This is a genomic window from Terrimonas rubra (assembly GCF_042686025.1).
GTDB lineage: Bacteria > Bacteroidota > Bacteroidia > Chitinophagales > Chitinophagaceae > Terrimonas > Terrimonas rubra.
The window spans coordinates 997,373-1,013,936 of record NZ_JBHUOZ010000003.1; the positions used below are offsets into that span (position 1 = coordinate 997,373).

The following is a 16,564-nucleotide window of genomic DNA, read 5'->3' on the forward strand; positions in this document are numbered from 1 at the left end:
AGGAAGGTATTGAGCTGTGTATGAGAAAAAGATCATCTTTTGGCTAACCATATCTGTGTTAGTTTTTTATCCTCTCTTATTTTACGGTATTTTTATTCACGAATAAACCTGGTTGTATGAAAGTAAAACTATTACTATTACTGCTCACCTGTTGTTTTGCCTGTGCAGCAGTACATGCCGGTAACTGCAACAAGGGCCCTGATCCTGCGAATAAAAAGAAAAAAGATTTTGTAAACGGCATTGTATCGCATGCAACCAATAAACGTCCTTTGAAAGATGTATTGGTAACCGCTTACCTGAACACGGATAATAAAAAAGAAATATCGGTGCAAACGGACGAAGCCGGTAATTACTCCTTTGACGGCCTGAAACCGGGCACTTATAAACTGGTGTTTGAAAAAACCGGCTTCAGAAGGGTAACCAAAGAAAAGATCATCATTAAAGAGGAGGACAATGTTAAACTGAATATTGACCTGGCCGAGATCAGTCACCAGATCATGATGCCCTCACCCTTACATTTTTCAGAAATTTAGTATAGTATTATTCCCTTCGTAAATAAACGTACTGTATCTTATTATTGCGGTATGGCCTGTCCTCTTACAGGGGCCGTAACACCGGCTTTTACTTCAAATCAAGTTTTTTCAAAAAAAAGAAACGGGGTATTGTTTAGCAGTTAAAAACCGTAACTTTCAAGCATGATTATTGCTTTCAGGGTAATAATTATACTAACTGTTATGAGACTAACTGCTGCGTTCAGGCGACTGGTTGTTATACTGGCGTTCATTATCGTTTGTATAAACAGCTATGCGCAAAATTGTTTTAATACAGGGTTAAACAATTCTACGTTTAACCTGGCATGTGGCGTTACCTGCTACAATCGTCCCATACAGGTTCCCGATATCCGCTCCACTGATAATTATGTTGTATCACAGGTTGCTTACCTGCCTTTTCCTACACATGCCGGTACTGTGGTAACTACCTCGAACCGGGATGATGTATACAGTGATATAATTGACCTGCCTTTCCGGTTTTGTTTCTTTGATTCTGTTTACGAAAAAATTGTAGTAGGCTCTAATGGTATTGTGACTTTTGATGAAAGAAGGGCCGGGGAAGTTAACGCGTATAAAGTGCAACGTTCCATTCCTTATGACGGTGGTGTAGCAAATAACCAGGAGTCGATTTATTATCCCCCTGCCTGTATTATGGGAGTATTCCAGGACCTTGATCCTACCAAAAATGCCGCCAACAGGCGGATAGAATATGCTACCTACGGCGTAGCCCCCTGTCGCAAATTTGTGATCAGTTTTTATGAAATGGCTTTTTTTACCGGTGACCGTTGTGCAGGCCTTACCAATACCACCCAGATCGTTTTATTCGAAAGCACCGGCATTATTGAAGTGCAGGTGGGCAATAAAGAGTCTTGTTTTGCACAGGATGAAGGAAGAGCTATCCTGGGTATTCAAAACTGGGACCGCACCATTGGCATAACCCCACCAGGTAAAAATGCTGCTAACTGGACAGAGTCAAATACCGCTTACCGGTTTACACCCGGCGGCGGCAGTTCAAGGTTTATCAGCAGCGAAGCGTTTTTACTGGATGGTACTCCTTTGGGCGCCGCAACTTCGGCCAATACTACCCCAGGATTGGTTGACCTGACCTTCCCCGGTTTATGCCCCACCGTTTCAGGAACACAATATATTATCAGGAATACTTTCTCCTCCTGCGATGATCCTTCGGTTAACCTTACCAACAGTGATACCATAACCATTAATCTTACCAGTTCTTTACAGGCCACAGCTGTTACCACGGCTTCTGATTGCGGAGTTGCGGGTACCGGGCAAATCGCGGTTACTGTTCCTGCTGGTATCGGAACAGGGCCTTATAGTTATGTGCTGGATGGAGGTACACCTGTACCCGGCGGCAATACCTATACGTTTTCGGGTGTCACTGCCGGTGCTCATACGGTAATAGTAAGCGACGCAGGCGGTTGTTCCAGCAACCTGGCAGTGAATGTTCCCAATACCGGTGTGCTGGCGGCTACCGTAAATACTACGGCCGCTACCTGTACAGGCGCTTATAATGGTACTATCACGGTGAATGTTCCTAATGGTGATGCAACCACAGAGTACAATATGAGCACCAACCCGGCTGTATGGCAAAGCAGTAATGTATTTACCGGGTTAAATCCCGGGTTCTACTTTATCCAAGTGAGGCATGGAACCTGTGTATCCGGCATTATTACTGCCCTTGTTGGCGGCAGTGGTACAACGGTTACGGGAACAGTTGCAACTGCTGCTACCACCTGTGCGGGGGTGAACAATGGTTCAATTACCGTTACTCCAACCAGCGGGGCCGGCACTTACGAATATGCTATTGATGGCGGTGCATGGCAAAGCAGTAATATATTCAATGGCCTGGCGCCGGCAACTTATAATATCCGTATCCGACAGAACGGCGTATGTATATCGGCTAATATCCCGGCCGTAGTAACAGCAGGCGGGGGCATACAGGCTACCATTACACAAACCCCAACAGCCTGTACGGGTGTCAGTACCGGTACGGTAACTGTTACACCCACCAATGGTGTTGGTCCGTATACATATACTATTGATGGCGGTGCGCCGCAAACATTTGCCGGAGCACATACATTTTCGGGTCTGGGCGCAGGCAGCCATATAGTAAGCATTACCGATGATATCGGTTGTGTTACTACCACCCCGTTAACGATCAATGTTACCACGGCATCCGGGTTTACCGCAACGGCTGCTGCTACGGCAACGGCTTGTCCGGGTGTTAGCAGCGGCAGCATCACCATTACACCCGGCGCTACGGCAGTGGCACCCTTCAGTTATGTACTGGATGGTGGTACGGCACAGGTTTCACCCACTTTTACCGGTGTGGCCGCGGGTACGCATTCGGTGTTGGTAACAGACGGTAACGGCTGTAGTTTTACCGTTACCAATATTACAGTGGCAGCCGGTACAGGTATCCAGGCCACGCTGACACAAACACCCACCGCTTGCACCGGTGTAAGTACCGGTACCATTACGGTTACGCCCACCAACGGGGTAGGACCATATACCTATAGTATTGACGGTGGCGGCCCCCAAACCTTTGCAGGAGCCAATACTTTTACGGGCTTGGGTGCAGGCAACCATACGGTAACTATTACCGATAATATTGGTTGTGTGACCACTGCTCCGCTCGCTATTACCGTTACTACTGCTGCCGGCTTTACCGCCACAGCCGCTGCTACGCCAACAGCCTGCCCTGGTGTAAATAACGGAAGTATAACCGTTACACCAAGCGCTGCTGCCATGGCCCCGCTTACTTATATCCTCGATGGCGGAACAGCACAGGCTGCAGCTATTTTTAACAATGTATCCGCCGGTGTACATAGCGTATTGGTAACCGATGGTAACGGTTGCCAGTATACGGTAAACAATATTACGGTAGGAGAAGGTACCGGGCTTAGGGCAACGGTAACTACCGTGCCTGGCAGTTGTAATGTAGCCACGAATGGCAGTATTACGGTTGTACCAGCTAATGGCACGGCTCCGTTTAGTTACAGTTTAGATGGCGGCACGGCCCAGCCCGGCGCTACTTTTAATAATGTTAGTCCGGGCATTCATATTATCACTATTACAGATGATCTCGGATGTACCGGCACTCTTAATAATATTAATGTGGCAGCAGGGCCGGCACTTACCACTACTTCGGTGCAGCAGGCTGCCAGTTGCAACGGTGGTAATAACGGCAGTATTGTGGTAGCCGTGCCCACTATGGGAACAGCACCCTATAGCTATTCCCTGGATGGGGTAAACTGGCAGGCGGGCAATACCTTTACCGGGCTGACAGCGAATAATTATACCGTTTACTATCGCGAACAGAACGGATGCCAGGGGCAACATAATGTAACCATCACCGAGCCCGCGGCGCTGGCTATTACCACAAAGGTCACCGCTGCTACCTGCAATGGTAACAATGATGGTACTATACGGGTTACCGCTACCGGGGGTAACGGTGGCTATCGTTATTCGCTGGATAATACTAGCTGGCAGGCCTCTAACCTGTTTAATTTACCGGCAAATACCTATAACGTGTATGTGGAAGATGCGACCGGTTGTAGGGCCAGTGTAACCAATGTGGTGGTAGCCGAACCGGCTGCATTGACCGCTGTTATTAACAACATAACTGATGCTACCTGCGAAGGAGGGGATAACGGTGCTATCACTATCGCAGCCAGCGGGGGCACGGCGCCTTACCGGTATGGTTTTGAAAATGGTAACCCGGGTAATAATGCTACGATCCATAATGGCCCGGGAACTTACAATATAGTTGTCAGCGATGCTAACAACTGTTCTTATACCATCAGCGGGGTAGTGATAGGGCTGAATAATAACCTGAGCTTTACCCCCATGGTTGATCCCGCAGCCATTTGTGAGGGAACGGGTACCCAACTGGCTATTGTTTCCAACGCAACCGGATATGCATGGACGGGCGCAGGACTGAGTAATAACAGCATTGCGAACCCCATGGCCTCACCCAGGCAAACCACTACCTATACCGTGCAACTTACATTGGGGCGTTGTACCGCCACAGATGATGTAGTGGTGCCGGTAAATGCAGCCCCGGTTCCCAATGCAGGGCCTGACGGGGATATATGTTACGGGCAGGATTACCGTTTAAACGGTTCCGGCGGTACAGTCTATAACTGGTCTCCGGTTACCTATTTAGCAGATGCCACCCAGGCTACTACAATAGCCCAAAGGCCTGCTCAGACCATTACCTATACTTTAAGCGTGAAAGATGCAAATGGTTGTTCGTCTTTAATAACCGATGCGGTAACCGTAAAAGTTACACCGCCTTTAAAAGTGATCGCTACGCCGAAAGATACCGTTGTGTATGAAGGAAGTATTGTGCCTTTAAGGGCCATTACCTTGTCTCAGCAAACCAACCAGCCCATACCGGAATCTGATCTTAGCTATTCCTGGACCCCTGCCACCGGCTTAAACAATGCAGGTATAGCCGCGCCGCTGGCCACTGCGGGCAGTACCGGCAGTATAAGTATTTATACAGTAACAGCCCGCTCTGCCGGCGGCTGTGAAGGCGAAACCACTGCAACCATACGTGTGTATAAAGGACCTGAACTATATACCCCCAATGCCTTTACCCCCAACGGGGATGGCCATAACGATAAATTTTTCCCTTTCCCCGTTGGTATCGATAAGCTAAACTATTTCCGGGTACTCAACCGCTGGGGACAGGTGATTTTTTCAACTACCACACTGCACGATGGCTGGGATGGCCGGTTTAAAGGTATTGAGCAGGATAACGGCGCTTATATCTGGATGGCAGAGGGAATTACCACCGACGGGCAAAAAATCACTAAAAAAGGCACGGTGATGCTCATTCGTTAATAACTACCCACACTATGGGCATAATTAATTTGTAAAAGCCACATATTTATTCGGTGGCTTTTTATTGTTGCGTTATTTTTGCGCCCGTAAAAGCATAAAGCAATAATGTTTGACCTATTTATGACTTTTGCGGTATACATTTGCGGTTTGCGGGATAAGTAATAGTGTGATGGGAAAAATGGCGGAATAGCAGTTACAACGGGCTGTATAGCCGGTAACGGAAAAACTTAGACAGTGTATAGCTGATATTAAAACAACAAAAAACAACAATAATGGTTGACGTTATTCTGGGACTTCAATGGGGCGATGAAGGAAAAGGTAAGATTGTAGATTATTTTGCAAAAGATTACGATGTTATTGCCCGTTTTCAGGGTGGTCCTAACGCCGGTCACACGCTGTATGTAAACGGTGAAAAAGTGGTATTACACCAGATACCTTCCGGTGTTTTTCATAAAGGTAAACTGAATATTATTGGTAACGGGGTGGTGCTTGACCCGGTTACTTTAAAGAAAGAGTGCGACCGTGTAACCGCATTTGGTGTTAACCTGCAGGAAAATTTATTCATTGCAGAGCGTACCCATATTATTCTGCCTACGCACAGGGCATTGGATAAAGCGGCTGAGATATCGAAAGGAAATGAAAAAATCGGATCTACGTTAAAAGGTATTGGTCCGACTTATATGGACAAAACCGGCCGTAACGGTTTAAGGGTGGGGGATCTGCTGGATGAAAATTTCAGCACCCTGTACGGAAAACTGAAAGCCAAGCATTTACAGTTATTGAATAATTACCGCACAAAAGAAGACGGCAGTATAGTAGAAGGTGACTTTGTAAATGAAGCAGAACTGGAAGCCTGGGAAAAAGAATTTTTCGCCGCGGTTGAGTTCCTGAAATCATTGAATATTGTTAACGGTGAATATTTTATCAATAAACAATTAGCTGCCGGCAAACAGGTGTTAGCGGAAGGTGCACAGGGTAGTATGCTGGATATTGACTTCGGTACTTTCCCTTTTGTAACATCTTCCAATACTATTTCGGCAGGTGTGTGCAGTGGTTTAGGTATTGCGCCTCAAAAGATCAGGGACGTGATCGGTATTACCAAAGCATATTGTACCAGGGTAGGCAGCGGACCTTTTCCCACTGAGCTGCATGATGAGACCGGCGAAAAATTAAGGCAAATTGGTGGCGAGTTTGGTGCTACTACCGGCCGCCCCCGCAGATGTGGCTGGATGGACCTGGTTGCCCTGAATTTTGCCTGTTTAATAAACGGCGTGACAAAAATTGTGATGACAAAGGCTGATGTACTGGATGACTTTTCTGAACTTGACCTTTGTGTTGCGTATACCATTGGCGGTAAAGAAACCAAAGAAATTCCTTTCCGTTTTGATAGAGAAGAAGTGGCGCCGGTTTACAATACTTTTAAAGGCTGGAACGTTACTTCCTCCGCTATTACCTCGCATGAGGCTTTGCCACAAACCATGAAAGATTATGTGGCCTTCATTGACAACTATTTAGGGGTGAAAGTGGCTTACGTTTCAAACGGCCCGGGTCGCGACCAGATCATAGCCCTGTAATCAGGCGTTTTAAGATTGCCGACAGGTACTGACAACGACATCATTGAGGTGAATAAAAAAATATGTGAAAGTGTAAAAAAATGTTGATAGTATTTGCATTTGGTAATAATTTTATAGCGCGGAAATGCCCTGAGGCATGGGAAAATCAACAGGACGGATAATTAAAAAAACTATTTAAAAAAAATTTGGCTATTTAAAAACTTCGCTGAAATTTTACACTCAAACCCTTTTAGGATATGGCTAAATCTGATAAGGCTAAAAAAGCAACCGACAAAACAAATGATGATGCAGGTAAACTGCCTGCAAAGAAAGCGTCTACCCGTTCAAAAAAAGAAGAGGATGAACTGGATGATGAAGATGATGATATGTTAGATGAATTAGAGGAGGAAACTCCCCGTGGAAAAGGTAAAGCTGCTGCTAAAAAATCAAAAGCATCTGATGAGGATGACGATGATGATGATGACAGTGCAGATGACGAAGTGGATGATTGGGATAAAGTAGAAGAAGACGAGGACTGGGATCCTGATTTTGATGAGTTCGATATTCCAAAGTCAAAGTCTAAGAAAAGTACCGGAGGCTCTTCTGCAGGTGGCAAGAAAAGTGCCGGTGATGATGACGACTTTAAAATGGATGATGAATTCAGTGACCTGTTTAACGATAATGACGACTTTGATGATAATGATGATGATTTTTAAATAATGCACCCGTCACATATATTTCCTGTAAATAATTTTAAGGTAATAAAAGATAAGGTGTTGAACTGGTCTCAACAGTTTGACACCTTTTCTTTTTTAGATAACCACCAATACCAGTTGCATCCGCATACACAGGAATGCCTGGTGGGGGCAGGGGTTAAAAGATATATACAACCTGCGGCTGACAGCTTACACCAGCTGCAACAATTCCTGAACGAAAAAAAAGGCTGGTATTTTGGCCACCTGGCTTATGACCTGGCAGAAGAGTTATATCCGGGTTTACAACCACAGACACCTTCATCCGTTCCATTTGCCAGGCTGTTTTTTTATGAACCCGAGATTGTGATCCGGCTTTCGGGCGACCGCCTGGAAATAATTGCGGACAATGCAGAACGCATATATGAAGAAATAACAGGAACGCCTGTTGCTACTAATGATAACGAACTGCCTGTTACACTACAAAGCAGGCTTACACAATCCCAGTACATTCATACCATTGAACAATTACGCCGGCATATCCTGCGGGGCGATTGTTATGAAATAAACTTTTGCCAGGAGTTTTTCGCAACCGGTATACCCATCAATCCACTGCAGGTATACCAACGCTTAAGTGCTGCTTCCCCTAATCCTTTTTCGGCTTTATATAAGCAGGGCCAGCAATGGTTATTATGTGCAAGCCCTGAAAGGTTTTTACAAAAGAGCGGCGACACATTATTATCACAACCGATAAAAGGAACATCTAAGCGTATTCCCGGTAACGAAGCAAGTGATAAGGCATCCAGGCAATCATTGGAACAAAGCACCAAGGACAGGTCGGAGAATGTGATGATCGTGGACCTGGTACGTAATGACCTCGCCCGTGTATGCGAAGAAGCTACTGTACAGGTGGATGAATTGTTTGGTATTTACAGCTTTCCGCAAGTACACCAGATGATCTCCACCATCTCCGGCAAAGTTGCTGATGACGTGGATTTTGCCGGGATCATGAAAGCCCTGTTCCCGATGGGCTCCATGACCGGTGCTCCTAAAAAGCGGGTGGCCGAACTGATCGCTGCCTATGAGCCTGTTAAACGCGGCCTGTTTTCCGGTGCTGTAGGTTATATAGACCCTGCCGGTGATTTTGATTTTAATGTGGTGATCAGAAGTATTTTATATAACGGACTAAACAATTATGTATCGGTACTGGCCGGCTCAGGTATTACTTTCTACAGTAACCCGCAAAGCGAGTGGGAGGAATGTAAAATGAAAGTTGATGCCATGGAGAAAGTATTGGCCGGGCAATGGTAAGGAAATGATCAGTATTATCGTTTTAATAACAGGTCAGTCATTCAATCTTTCTTCTTTTTGTGTAATTTAATAGCAAAATTAAACCATGCGTCTTATATTGATCGCCCTGTTGCTGGTGACAGGTAACTCCTTTTTACATGCACAGGTACGTTATTTTTTTCAGGCAGAGGGTAACCTGTCTCTTCTTCCGAAGATTAAAAACAACGGTACATATGTGAATACTTTTGCTGCCAATCCGAACCAGTCCGTTATCAACAGCAGTACTACATTCAAACATAAACCGGGCTTTAATGTCAGCGGTGGCGCACAGGTAAAGCTGAGTAAATATCTTGCCATTGAGGCTTCAGCCGGTATAAGGATGCTGGCCTACCGGCAAAAAAATAAATACCATATTATAACGACAGATGGTACTAACTATACCGAATCAAAAGGTACTTACTATCATGCCGGTATAACTTACCCGGCTTATATTGTGCAAAGTCCCAGCCCGGGGGTAGGCTATTTCCCGTATGTACCTGATAATCAGGCTGATGCTTCCTTGCAAAAGAAGCAGGGGAATGCAAACCTGGGTTTTGCTTCTCTGGCAGCAGTGCTTAAGTTGAACCTTACGGAAAAAACAAGTATTGGTATAGGTCCGTCTCTTGATTTCTTATTGTGGGCAAAGGCCTATAATGATAAGATGCTTATAGTGGAATCTCCTCTTCCTGATTATGTATATGTATGGGCGCCTAAGACAGAAAAAGCATCTATTAAAAAAGACCTTACCAATATTGGTGCCAGCGGACATATACAACTGGAACATCAGTTAACTGATCAGTTTGCCCTGCAGGCTGCTTTTTCGCAGGCTATCAATAAACTATACAAAGACCAGGAAATGACTTTGTCAGGCGGAAAAGCCCGTATGCGTTATGTGAGTATCGGGTTACGATATTATCTGCAATGATAGCGTTGACAAAAATAATAAAAGCCCGGATGATCATCATCCGGGCTTTTATTATACAAACAACTTTTTTAATTCTCGAAAAGGGCTTTCAACTCTTTGGCATCATCCGGCTTCATTTTGCCCCCTAAGATGAGGCGTATCTGGCGACGGCGTAAAGCACCTTCAAATAATCTTTGTTCTTCCTCGCTCTCCGGTATCAGGCCGGGAACAGGCGTTGGTTTATTTTCATCGGTAAGGGCTACAAAAGTATAATAGGCCTCATTGCTTTTGTATTTGTGTTTCTTCTTCAGGTCCTCGCCCCAAACCTTCATATGTACTTCCATAGAAGAAGTGAATGCACGGGTTACTTTGGCCTCAATATGCACCACATTACCCAGTTTAATGGGATTTTCGAACGAAATATTATCTACCGATGCGGTAACCACCGGTGCATTACAATGTTTTTGAGCGGCCAAAGCCGAAGCAATATCCATCCAGTACATCAGCCGGCCTCCCATTAAATTACCAAATACATTGGTATCGTTGGGCAATACAAGTTCTGTCATGATCGTCAGGCTGTCCATGGCTTTTCTAGGTTCCATATCTTTATTTTTTGCGGCAAAGATAGCCTTAAACAGGGCTTGGATCATCAATTTTACCATCCCTGTAACAACCCACCCTAGGGGAGTGGCATTTATGCAAACGTTTTATATGATCACCGGCGGACGGGGAGGCTATTATTTTTACAAGCGGTGCCATTTTAGCCTTAAAGCTATGCTGTAATCCTTATTTTTGCAATCATTTTACAATATGGAAAATAGCCCCCGTATATCTTTCGATAACACACAGTTTGCCTTTGAATACAAGTCCGATAAAGAGCTGAAAAAAGCCCGTTTTCTTTTCTCCGTAATGGGAAAAGGTTGGCTGGTGCAGATCGGCAGTCGTTTAACCCCCTGGGCCATTAAAGTAGGCCTGCCCGTAAAAGGCCTGATCCGCAATACCATTTTTGCACAATTTGTCGGTGGTGAAACCTTGCAGCAAACGGCTGCGGTGGCTAAAAAACTGGGTGAATACAAGGTGGGGGTGATCCTGGATTATGGGGTAGAAGGCGGTGATGACGGGGAAAAAGGTTTTGACCACGCTACAGAAGAGTTTATCCGGGTAATTGAGTATGCAGCTACGCAGCCCAATATCCCGTTCATGAGTATTAAAGTAACCGGCTTTGCCCGCTTTACCCTGCTGGAAAAACTGGATAGTACCATGCAGCAACTGGAAGGCAGCCTGATGAAAAGATACCTCACAGCTATTGACAGTTTACCTGCAGCAGAAAAGGAAGAATGGCACAGGGTACGGTTACGCATGATGCATATCTGCGAAACCGCGGCCAATAAAGGAATTGGTGTATTGGTAGATGCGGAAGAGACCTGGATACAGGATCCTGTAGATGCGCTGACAATGCTGATGATGGATACGTTTAACAAAGAAAAAGTGGTTATTTACAATACTATCCAGTTGTATCGCCACGACCGGTTAAAATTTTTAAAACTTTCTTACGATGCGGCCGCAGAACGTAAGTTTATACTGGGCGCTAAAATTGTACGTGGTGCTTATATGGAAAAAGAGCGTAAGCGTGCAGCCGAAATGGGTTATCCTTCACCCATACAGCCTGATAAAGAAAGCTCGGACAGGGATTATAACGAAGCAGTTGAATTTTGTATTGAACGCCTGGAAAGGATCGGTTTAATTGTAGCTTCTCATAACGAACACAGTAGTTTATTGGCGGCGGAACTCTTACAGAAAAAAGGCCTTCCCCTGAACCACCCGCATGTACATTTCAGCCAGTTATATGGCATGAGCGATAATATTACCTTTAACCTGGCCAATGCCGGTTGCAGCGTTAGTAAATACCTGCCCTTTGGTCCTATTGATGATGTAATTCCTTACCTGATGCGCCGTGCACAGGAAAACACTTCTGTAAAAGGTCAAACAGGCCGGGAGCTTGGATTGATCAATAAGGAGTTGAAGAGAAGAGGGGTGTAGTCGTTAATAGTTCATAGTTAATGGTTCATAGTTAATAGTTAATAGTGTGGTCTATATACTACATACTTTATACTGAATACTAAATACTCTTCTGCACTATCTTGAGTCGCTTTTATTCCTATATCAATTCTGCAACTGCCATTATTCAGCAATATAATGGTGCGGAGCCTTTGGCGGCTTTTTTAAAAAAGTATTTTACCTCCAATAAAAAGTATGGTTCAAAGGACAGGAAACAGATCAGTCATCTGATCTATTGTTACTATCGTTTGGGCAAACTGGTTGTTGAAGGGGATATACAGGAGCGCCTGCTGGCCGGCTTGTTCTTATGCAGTAATCAGCCCCAACCAATACTGGAGGCGTTACGGCCTGAGCAGAACCAGCATATAGCAGCCTCATTGCCCGAAAAACTGGCTATGCTGTCATTACCGCTTGATCTTTCACAGGTGTTTCCCTGGCATGACCAGTTAAGTGATTTAATAGATGCAGTCCCGTTCTCCGTCTCTCATGTACGGCAGCCTTATTTATTCATACGTATCCGCCCTGGTTACTATAAAACAGTGACCACGGTTCTGCAGCAGCAACAGGTGCCTTTCACTGTTATGAGTGAAACCTGCCTAGCCCTGCCTAATGGCACCAGGATAGAAGATGTGATCAGCCTGAATAAAACGGCAGTTGTACAGGACTATAGTTCCCAGCAGGTAGCCGGTTTATTTACATTGTTGCCGCATAATAAACCGCTTAAAGTATGGGATTGCTGTGCGGCCAGCGGGGGAAAAAGCATCATGTTATGGGATCACTTTATGCAGCTTGATCTCACCGTGTCTGATATTAGGGCCAGTATCCTTACTAATTTACGGAACAGGTTTGCGGAGGCCGGCATAAAACAGTTTAATTCTTTTATTGCCAACGCGGTTGAACCGGTACCACAAATAAAAGACGGCACTATTGACCTGGTGATAGCCGATGTGCCCTGCAGCGGCAGCGGTACCTGGTCGCGTACACCGGAGCAGTTATATTATTTTGAAACCGGTAAGATAGGGGAATTCCAAAAGCTGCAGCAACAGATCGTACTGCAAACCTCTAAGGCGGTAAAGGCCGGTGGTTATTACTTATATATTACCTGCTCGGTATTTAAAGCGGAGAATGAAACACAGGTGGCGTTATTACAGGAGCATGGATTTACATTGGTTGAACAGCAGGTTCTCAAAGGCTATGAACAACAGGCCGATACAATGTTTGCTACGTTGCTCAAAAAGAATTAGCAGATTAGCAAGGCTTGGTGGTATTTGATGCTGGTGTTGCTAGAGAAATGTTCTGCTGATTTCTTTTGCAAGGAGGTTTAAGTCTGTTCTCTTTATATCATTCAGTGTAACTTGTTTTAAATACCTGAAATTTTCATTACCCGGAATAGTAGTTGAAATGCCAATGCACCAAACTTTCTTTTCACGTATAAGTTGGGGATCAGTTAAGAGTGTCAGGTAAATAAATTTATCTAATCGGCTACGGGAATATCTAAGTTGTAAAATATCTTTGAACCACCAGTCGCTACTGATATCTATATTGCCTTCGTTTGTCCACCCGTTATTTTCAAATGCATTTATCAGGTTACTAAGCCTCGTATCCACTTTATTAACTATTGAAATAGATTTTGGAATTACTTGTCAAGGGCTTTTATAATTAGCAGATTAGCTAATCAGCTAATCTGCTAATTAAATTTATCTCCATTTTTTATACGCATTGATCAGCGCATTGGTCGAAGCATCATGTGAGGTAATGATACTCTTATCCGCCAGCTCCGGTAAAATTTTATTGGCCAGTTGTTTACCCAGCTCAACACCCCATTGGTCAAAACTGAAAATATTCCAGATAACACCCTGTACAAATATTTTATGTTCATACAATGCGATTAACTGTCCCAGTGTAAAGGGTGTGATCTTCTTCACCAGTATGGAATTGGTCGGGCGGTTACCGGTAAATACTTTAAAGGGTAATAACTTTTCGATCTCTTTTTTACCCAGTCCCTGTTTGGTGAGTTCTGCTTTTACTTCTTCGGCAGTTTTGCCGTTCATCAAGGCCTCTGTCTGGGCAAAAAAGTTGGATAATAGTTTATCATGATGATCACCTATCGGGTTATGCGTTTGTGCAGGCGCTATAAAATCGCAGGGTATTAAAACGGTACCCTGGTGTATCAGCTGGTAAAAAGCATGCTGACCGTTGGTGCCGGGCTCGCCCCAGATCACGGGGCCGGTGGCATAACTTACCGGGTTGCCGCTCCTGTCCACATACTTACCATTGCTCTCCATATTACCCTGCTGGAAATAAGCCGCAAAGCGGTGAAGGTACTGGTCGTAGGGAAGTATAGCTTCTGTCTGTGATCCAAAGAAATTAGTATACCATAACCCTACCAGGGCCATTAAAACGGGAATGTTTTTTTCGGCCGGTGCGGTAGAAAAATGTTTATCGGTATGGTGGGCGCCTTTTAACAGGTCCTCGAAGTTTTTATAACCAATCGTGAGGGCAATAGATAAACCAATGGCACTCCATAAAGAGTAACGGCCACCAACCCAGTCCCAGAACTCGAACATGTTCTTTTTATCGATACCAAACTTTACCACTTCTGTTTCATTGGTGCTTAGTGCTACAAAATGTTTGGCAATATGCGCTTCATCCTTTGCTTTTTTAAGGAACCAGTTACGGGCAGTATGCGCATTGGTCATGGTTTCCTGCGTGGTAAAGGTTTTGGAGGCTATCAGGAATAAAGTGCGTTCAGGTTTTACCTTCTTCAGGGTTTCAGCAATATGGGTACCGTCTACATTGGATACAAAGAAGGCTTCAATACCATCAACCGTATAGGGCTTTAAAGCTTCGGTTACCATAAAGGGACCCAGGTCACTGCCACCAATACCTATGTTGACAATATATTTTATGCGTTTACCGGTATAACCGCGTAACTCACCGCTATGTACCTTATCGGTAAAGGTTTTTATTTTACGCAATACTTTTTTAACGGAAGGCATGACGTCCGTACCGTCTACCTTAATGGGTGTTTTGGAAAAGTTGCGTAAAGCAATATGTAAAACCGATCGCCCTTCCGTCTGGTTGATCTTTTCGCCGGAAAACATAGCGTCAATAGCTTGTTTTACTTTGCTGTCAACCGCAAGCCTTTGCAACAGTTCCAATGTTTTTGCGGATACTATGTTTTTGGAATAGTCAAACAAAATATCATCAAACTGTACGTGTAATTTATTGTACCGGTCAGCATCCTGCGCAAACAGGCTTTTAATGTCTGTTTGTTTTATCTCGTTATAATGCGCTTGCAGGTCTTGCCAGGCTTTACTTTGTGTTGGGTTAATAACAGGGAACATAATTTATAGTTTGTTTAAAACATCAATGGTATGGGCCACCATCGACGGGGTTATATCTAAATGTACCACGAGGCGCACACGGTTAGGAGCAATGGCGTAAGCTAAAATATTATGCTCCTTTAACCTGGCAACAAAGGCAGGAGCGCCGCTGCTATCGTGCAGTTCGAATATAATAATATTCGTTTCAACGGGGAGCAGTTTGGCTACAAAACTTTTGCTGCTGATGGTTTGGGCAATTTGCTGTGCGTGGTCGTGGTCCTGTTGCAGGCGTTCTATATGATTATCCAGTGCATAAATACCGGCTGCTGCTAAAAAGCCGGCCTGGCGCATGCCGCCGCCAAATACCTTACGTATGCGGCGGGCTTTCTTAATAAAGGAGGCTGTGCCTAATAATAAGCTGCCTACCGGGCAGCCTAAACTTTTACTCAGGCAGATAGAAATGCTGTCAAATGTTTGCCCGTATTGTAATGGTGTTTCGTTTTTAGCCACCAGTGCATTGAATAAACGGGCACCGTCCAGGTGAAAAGCCAGGTCATGCTGTACACAAACTTCACGTATGGACAGTATATCGTTCCAGTCATAACAACTGCCACCGCCCCGGTTGCTGGTATTTTCCAGGCATACCAGGCTGGTATTGGCACGGTGTACATCTTCGGGGTTAATGGCAGCCTGTACCTGTGCAGCAGTGATACGTCCCCTGTCGCCACTCAGTAAACGTACAGATGCGCCGGCATTAAAAGCAATGCCGCCACCTTCATATTGATATATATGTGCATCGTAATCACATATCACTTCATCGCCGGGTTGGGTATGACATTTTATAGCGATCTGGTTGGTCATGGTGCCGGAAGGACAAAATAATCCTGCTTCCATACCAAATAAATCCGCTGCTTTTTTCTCAAGGTTATTAATAGAAGTATCCTCACCAAATACATCATCGCCTACCGGGGCGTTCATCATCGCTTCCAGCATGCCCGCTGTAGGCTTGGTCACTGTGTCCGATCTGTAATCTACTGTCATACCATTTTTGCTGCAATATACCGCATCCTGTCTTTACCACTAACGGAATATAATGACCATTTATCCTAAAATGTCACATCAGTGTAACAAAATATTTGCCTGCGGGGTCATACTGCGGAACGGAAAGGAATGTTTGAAGTTTAAGGTTTAAAGTTTAAGGTATGAGGGCGGTTAAGCTAATTGAAGAAATCGGGCACATCGGAAACCAGGGAAAGGAAACCAGTTATCATTATTTCCGACC

Annotated in this window: 11 protein-coding genes; 8 read left to right on the forward strand and 3 right to left on the reverse strand. The window is 44.7% G+C overall.

Going from position 1 to position 16,564, the window contains the following annotated elements:
* The first annotated feature begins 116 nt into the window (after positions 1-116).
* The 6 genes from ACFS6H_RS13475 to ACFS6H_RS13500 all read left to right on the forward strand — a co-directional run bounded on the left by ACFS6H_RS13475 (position 117) and on the right by ACFS6H_RS13500 (position 9,919).
* The gene (locus tag ACFS6H_RS13475; protein ID WP_386099645.1) at positions 117-533 is read left to right on the forward strand and encodes a carboxypeptidase-like regulatory domain-containing protein; all 417 of its coding nucleotides are present in this window, start codon (positions 117-119) and stop codon (positions 531-533) included.
* 201 nt (positions 534-734) lie between these two features.
* The gene (locus tag ACFS6H_RS13480) at positions 735-5,420 is read left to right on the forward strand and encodes a T9SS type B sorting domain-containing protein (protein WP_386099648.1); all 4,686 of its coding nucleotides are present in this window, start codon (positions 735-737) and stop codon (positions 5,418-5,420) included.
* Positions 5,421-5,692: 272 nt separating this feature from the next.
* Entirely contained in the window at positions 5,693-6,994 is a 1,302-nt protein-coding gene (locus ACFS6H_RS13485; RefSeq protein ID WP_386099651.1) for an adenylosuccinate synthase, read from the forward strand.
* Between the two features lie 236 nt (positions 6,995-7,230).
* On the forward strand, positions 7,231-7,689 hold the full coding sequence (locus ACFS6H_RS13490; protein ID WP_386099654.1) for a hypothetical protein: 459 nt from the start codon (positions 7,231-7,233) through the stop codon (positions 7,687-7,689).
* 3 nt (positions 7,690-7,692) lie between these two features.
* The gene (locus tag ACFS6H_RS13495) at positions 7,693-8,976 is read left to right on the forward strand and encodes an anthranilate synthase component I family protein (RefSeq protein ID WP_386099657.1); all 1,284 of its coding nucleotides are present in this window, start codon (positions 7,693-7,695) and stop codon (positions 8,974-8,976) included.
* Between the two features lie 85 nt (positions 8,977-9,061).
* A complete protein-coding gene (locus ACFS6H_RS13500) occupies positions 9,062-9,919 on the forward strand; it encodes a hypothetical protein (RefSeq protein WP_386099660.1) in 858 nt (285 codons plus the stop codon).
* A 68-nt stretch (positions 9,920-9,987) separates the two neighbouring features.
* On the opposite strand, the gene ACFS6H_RS13505 is transcribed toward ACFS6H_RS13500, so the two are convergent.
* Entirely contained in the window at positions 9,988-10,500 is a 513-nt protein-coding gene (locus ACFS6H_RS13505) for an acyl-CoA thioesterase (RefSeq protein ID WP_386099663.1), read from the reverse strand.
* Positions 10,501-10,708: 208 nt separating this feature from the next.
* Here ACFS6H_RS13505 and ACFS6H_RS13510 point away from each other — a divergent pair, with 208 nt between their 5' ends.
* Together ACFS6H_RS13510 and ACFS6H_RS13515 are read left to right on the forward strand one after the other, a co-directional pair.
* Positions 10,709-11,938, forward strand: coding sequence for a proline dehydrogenase family protein (locus ACFS6H_RS13510; RefSeq protein ID WP_386099666.1), 1,230 nt, complete (start codon positions 10,709-10,711; stop codon positions 11,936-11,938).
* Positions 11,939-12,039: 101 nt separating this feature from the next.
* A complete protein-coding gene (locus ACFS6H_RS13515) occupies positions 12,040-13,200 on the forward strand; it encodes an Fmu (Sun) domain-containing protein (RefSeq protein WP_386099669.1) in 1,161 nt (386 codons plus the stop codon).
* Between the two features lie 453 nt (positions 13,201-13,653).
* Here the strand turns inward: ACFS6H_RS13515 and pgi are convergent, their stop codons facing one another.
* On the reverse strand, positions 13,654-15,303 hold the full coding sequence (pgi, locus tag ACFS6H_RS13520; protein WP_386099672.1) for a glucose-6-phosphate isomerase: 1,650 nt from the start codon (positions 15,301-15,303) through the stop codon (positions 13,654-13,656).
* Between the two features lie 3 nt (positions 15,304-15,306).
* Positions 15,307-16,323, reverse strand: coding sequence for a threonine aldolase family protein (locus ACFS6H_RS13525; protein ID WP_386099675.1), 1,017 nt, complete (start codon positions 16,321-16,323; stop codon positions 15,307-15,309).
* Positions 16,324-16,564: the final 241 nt, after the last annotated feature.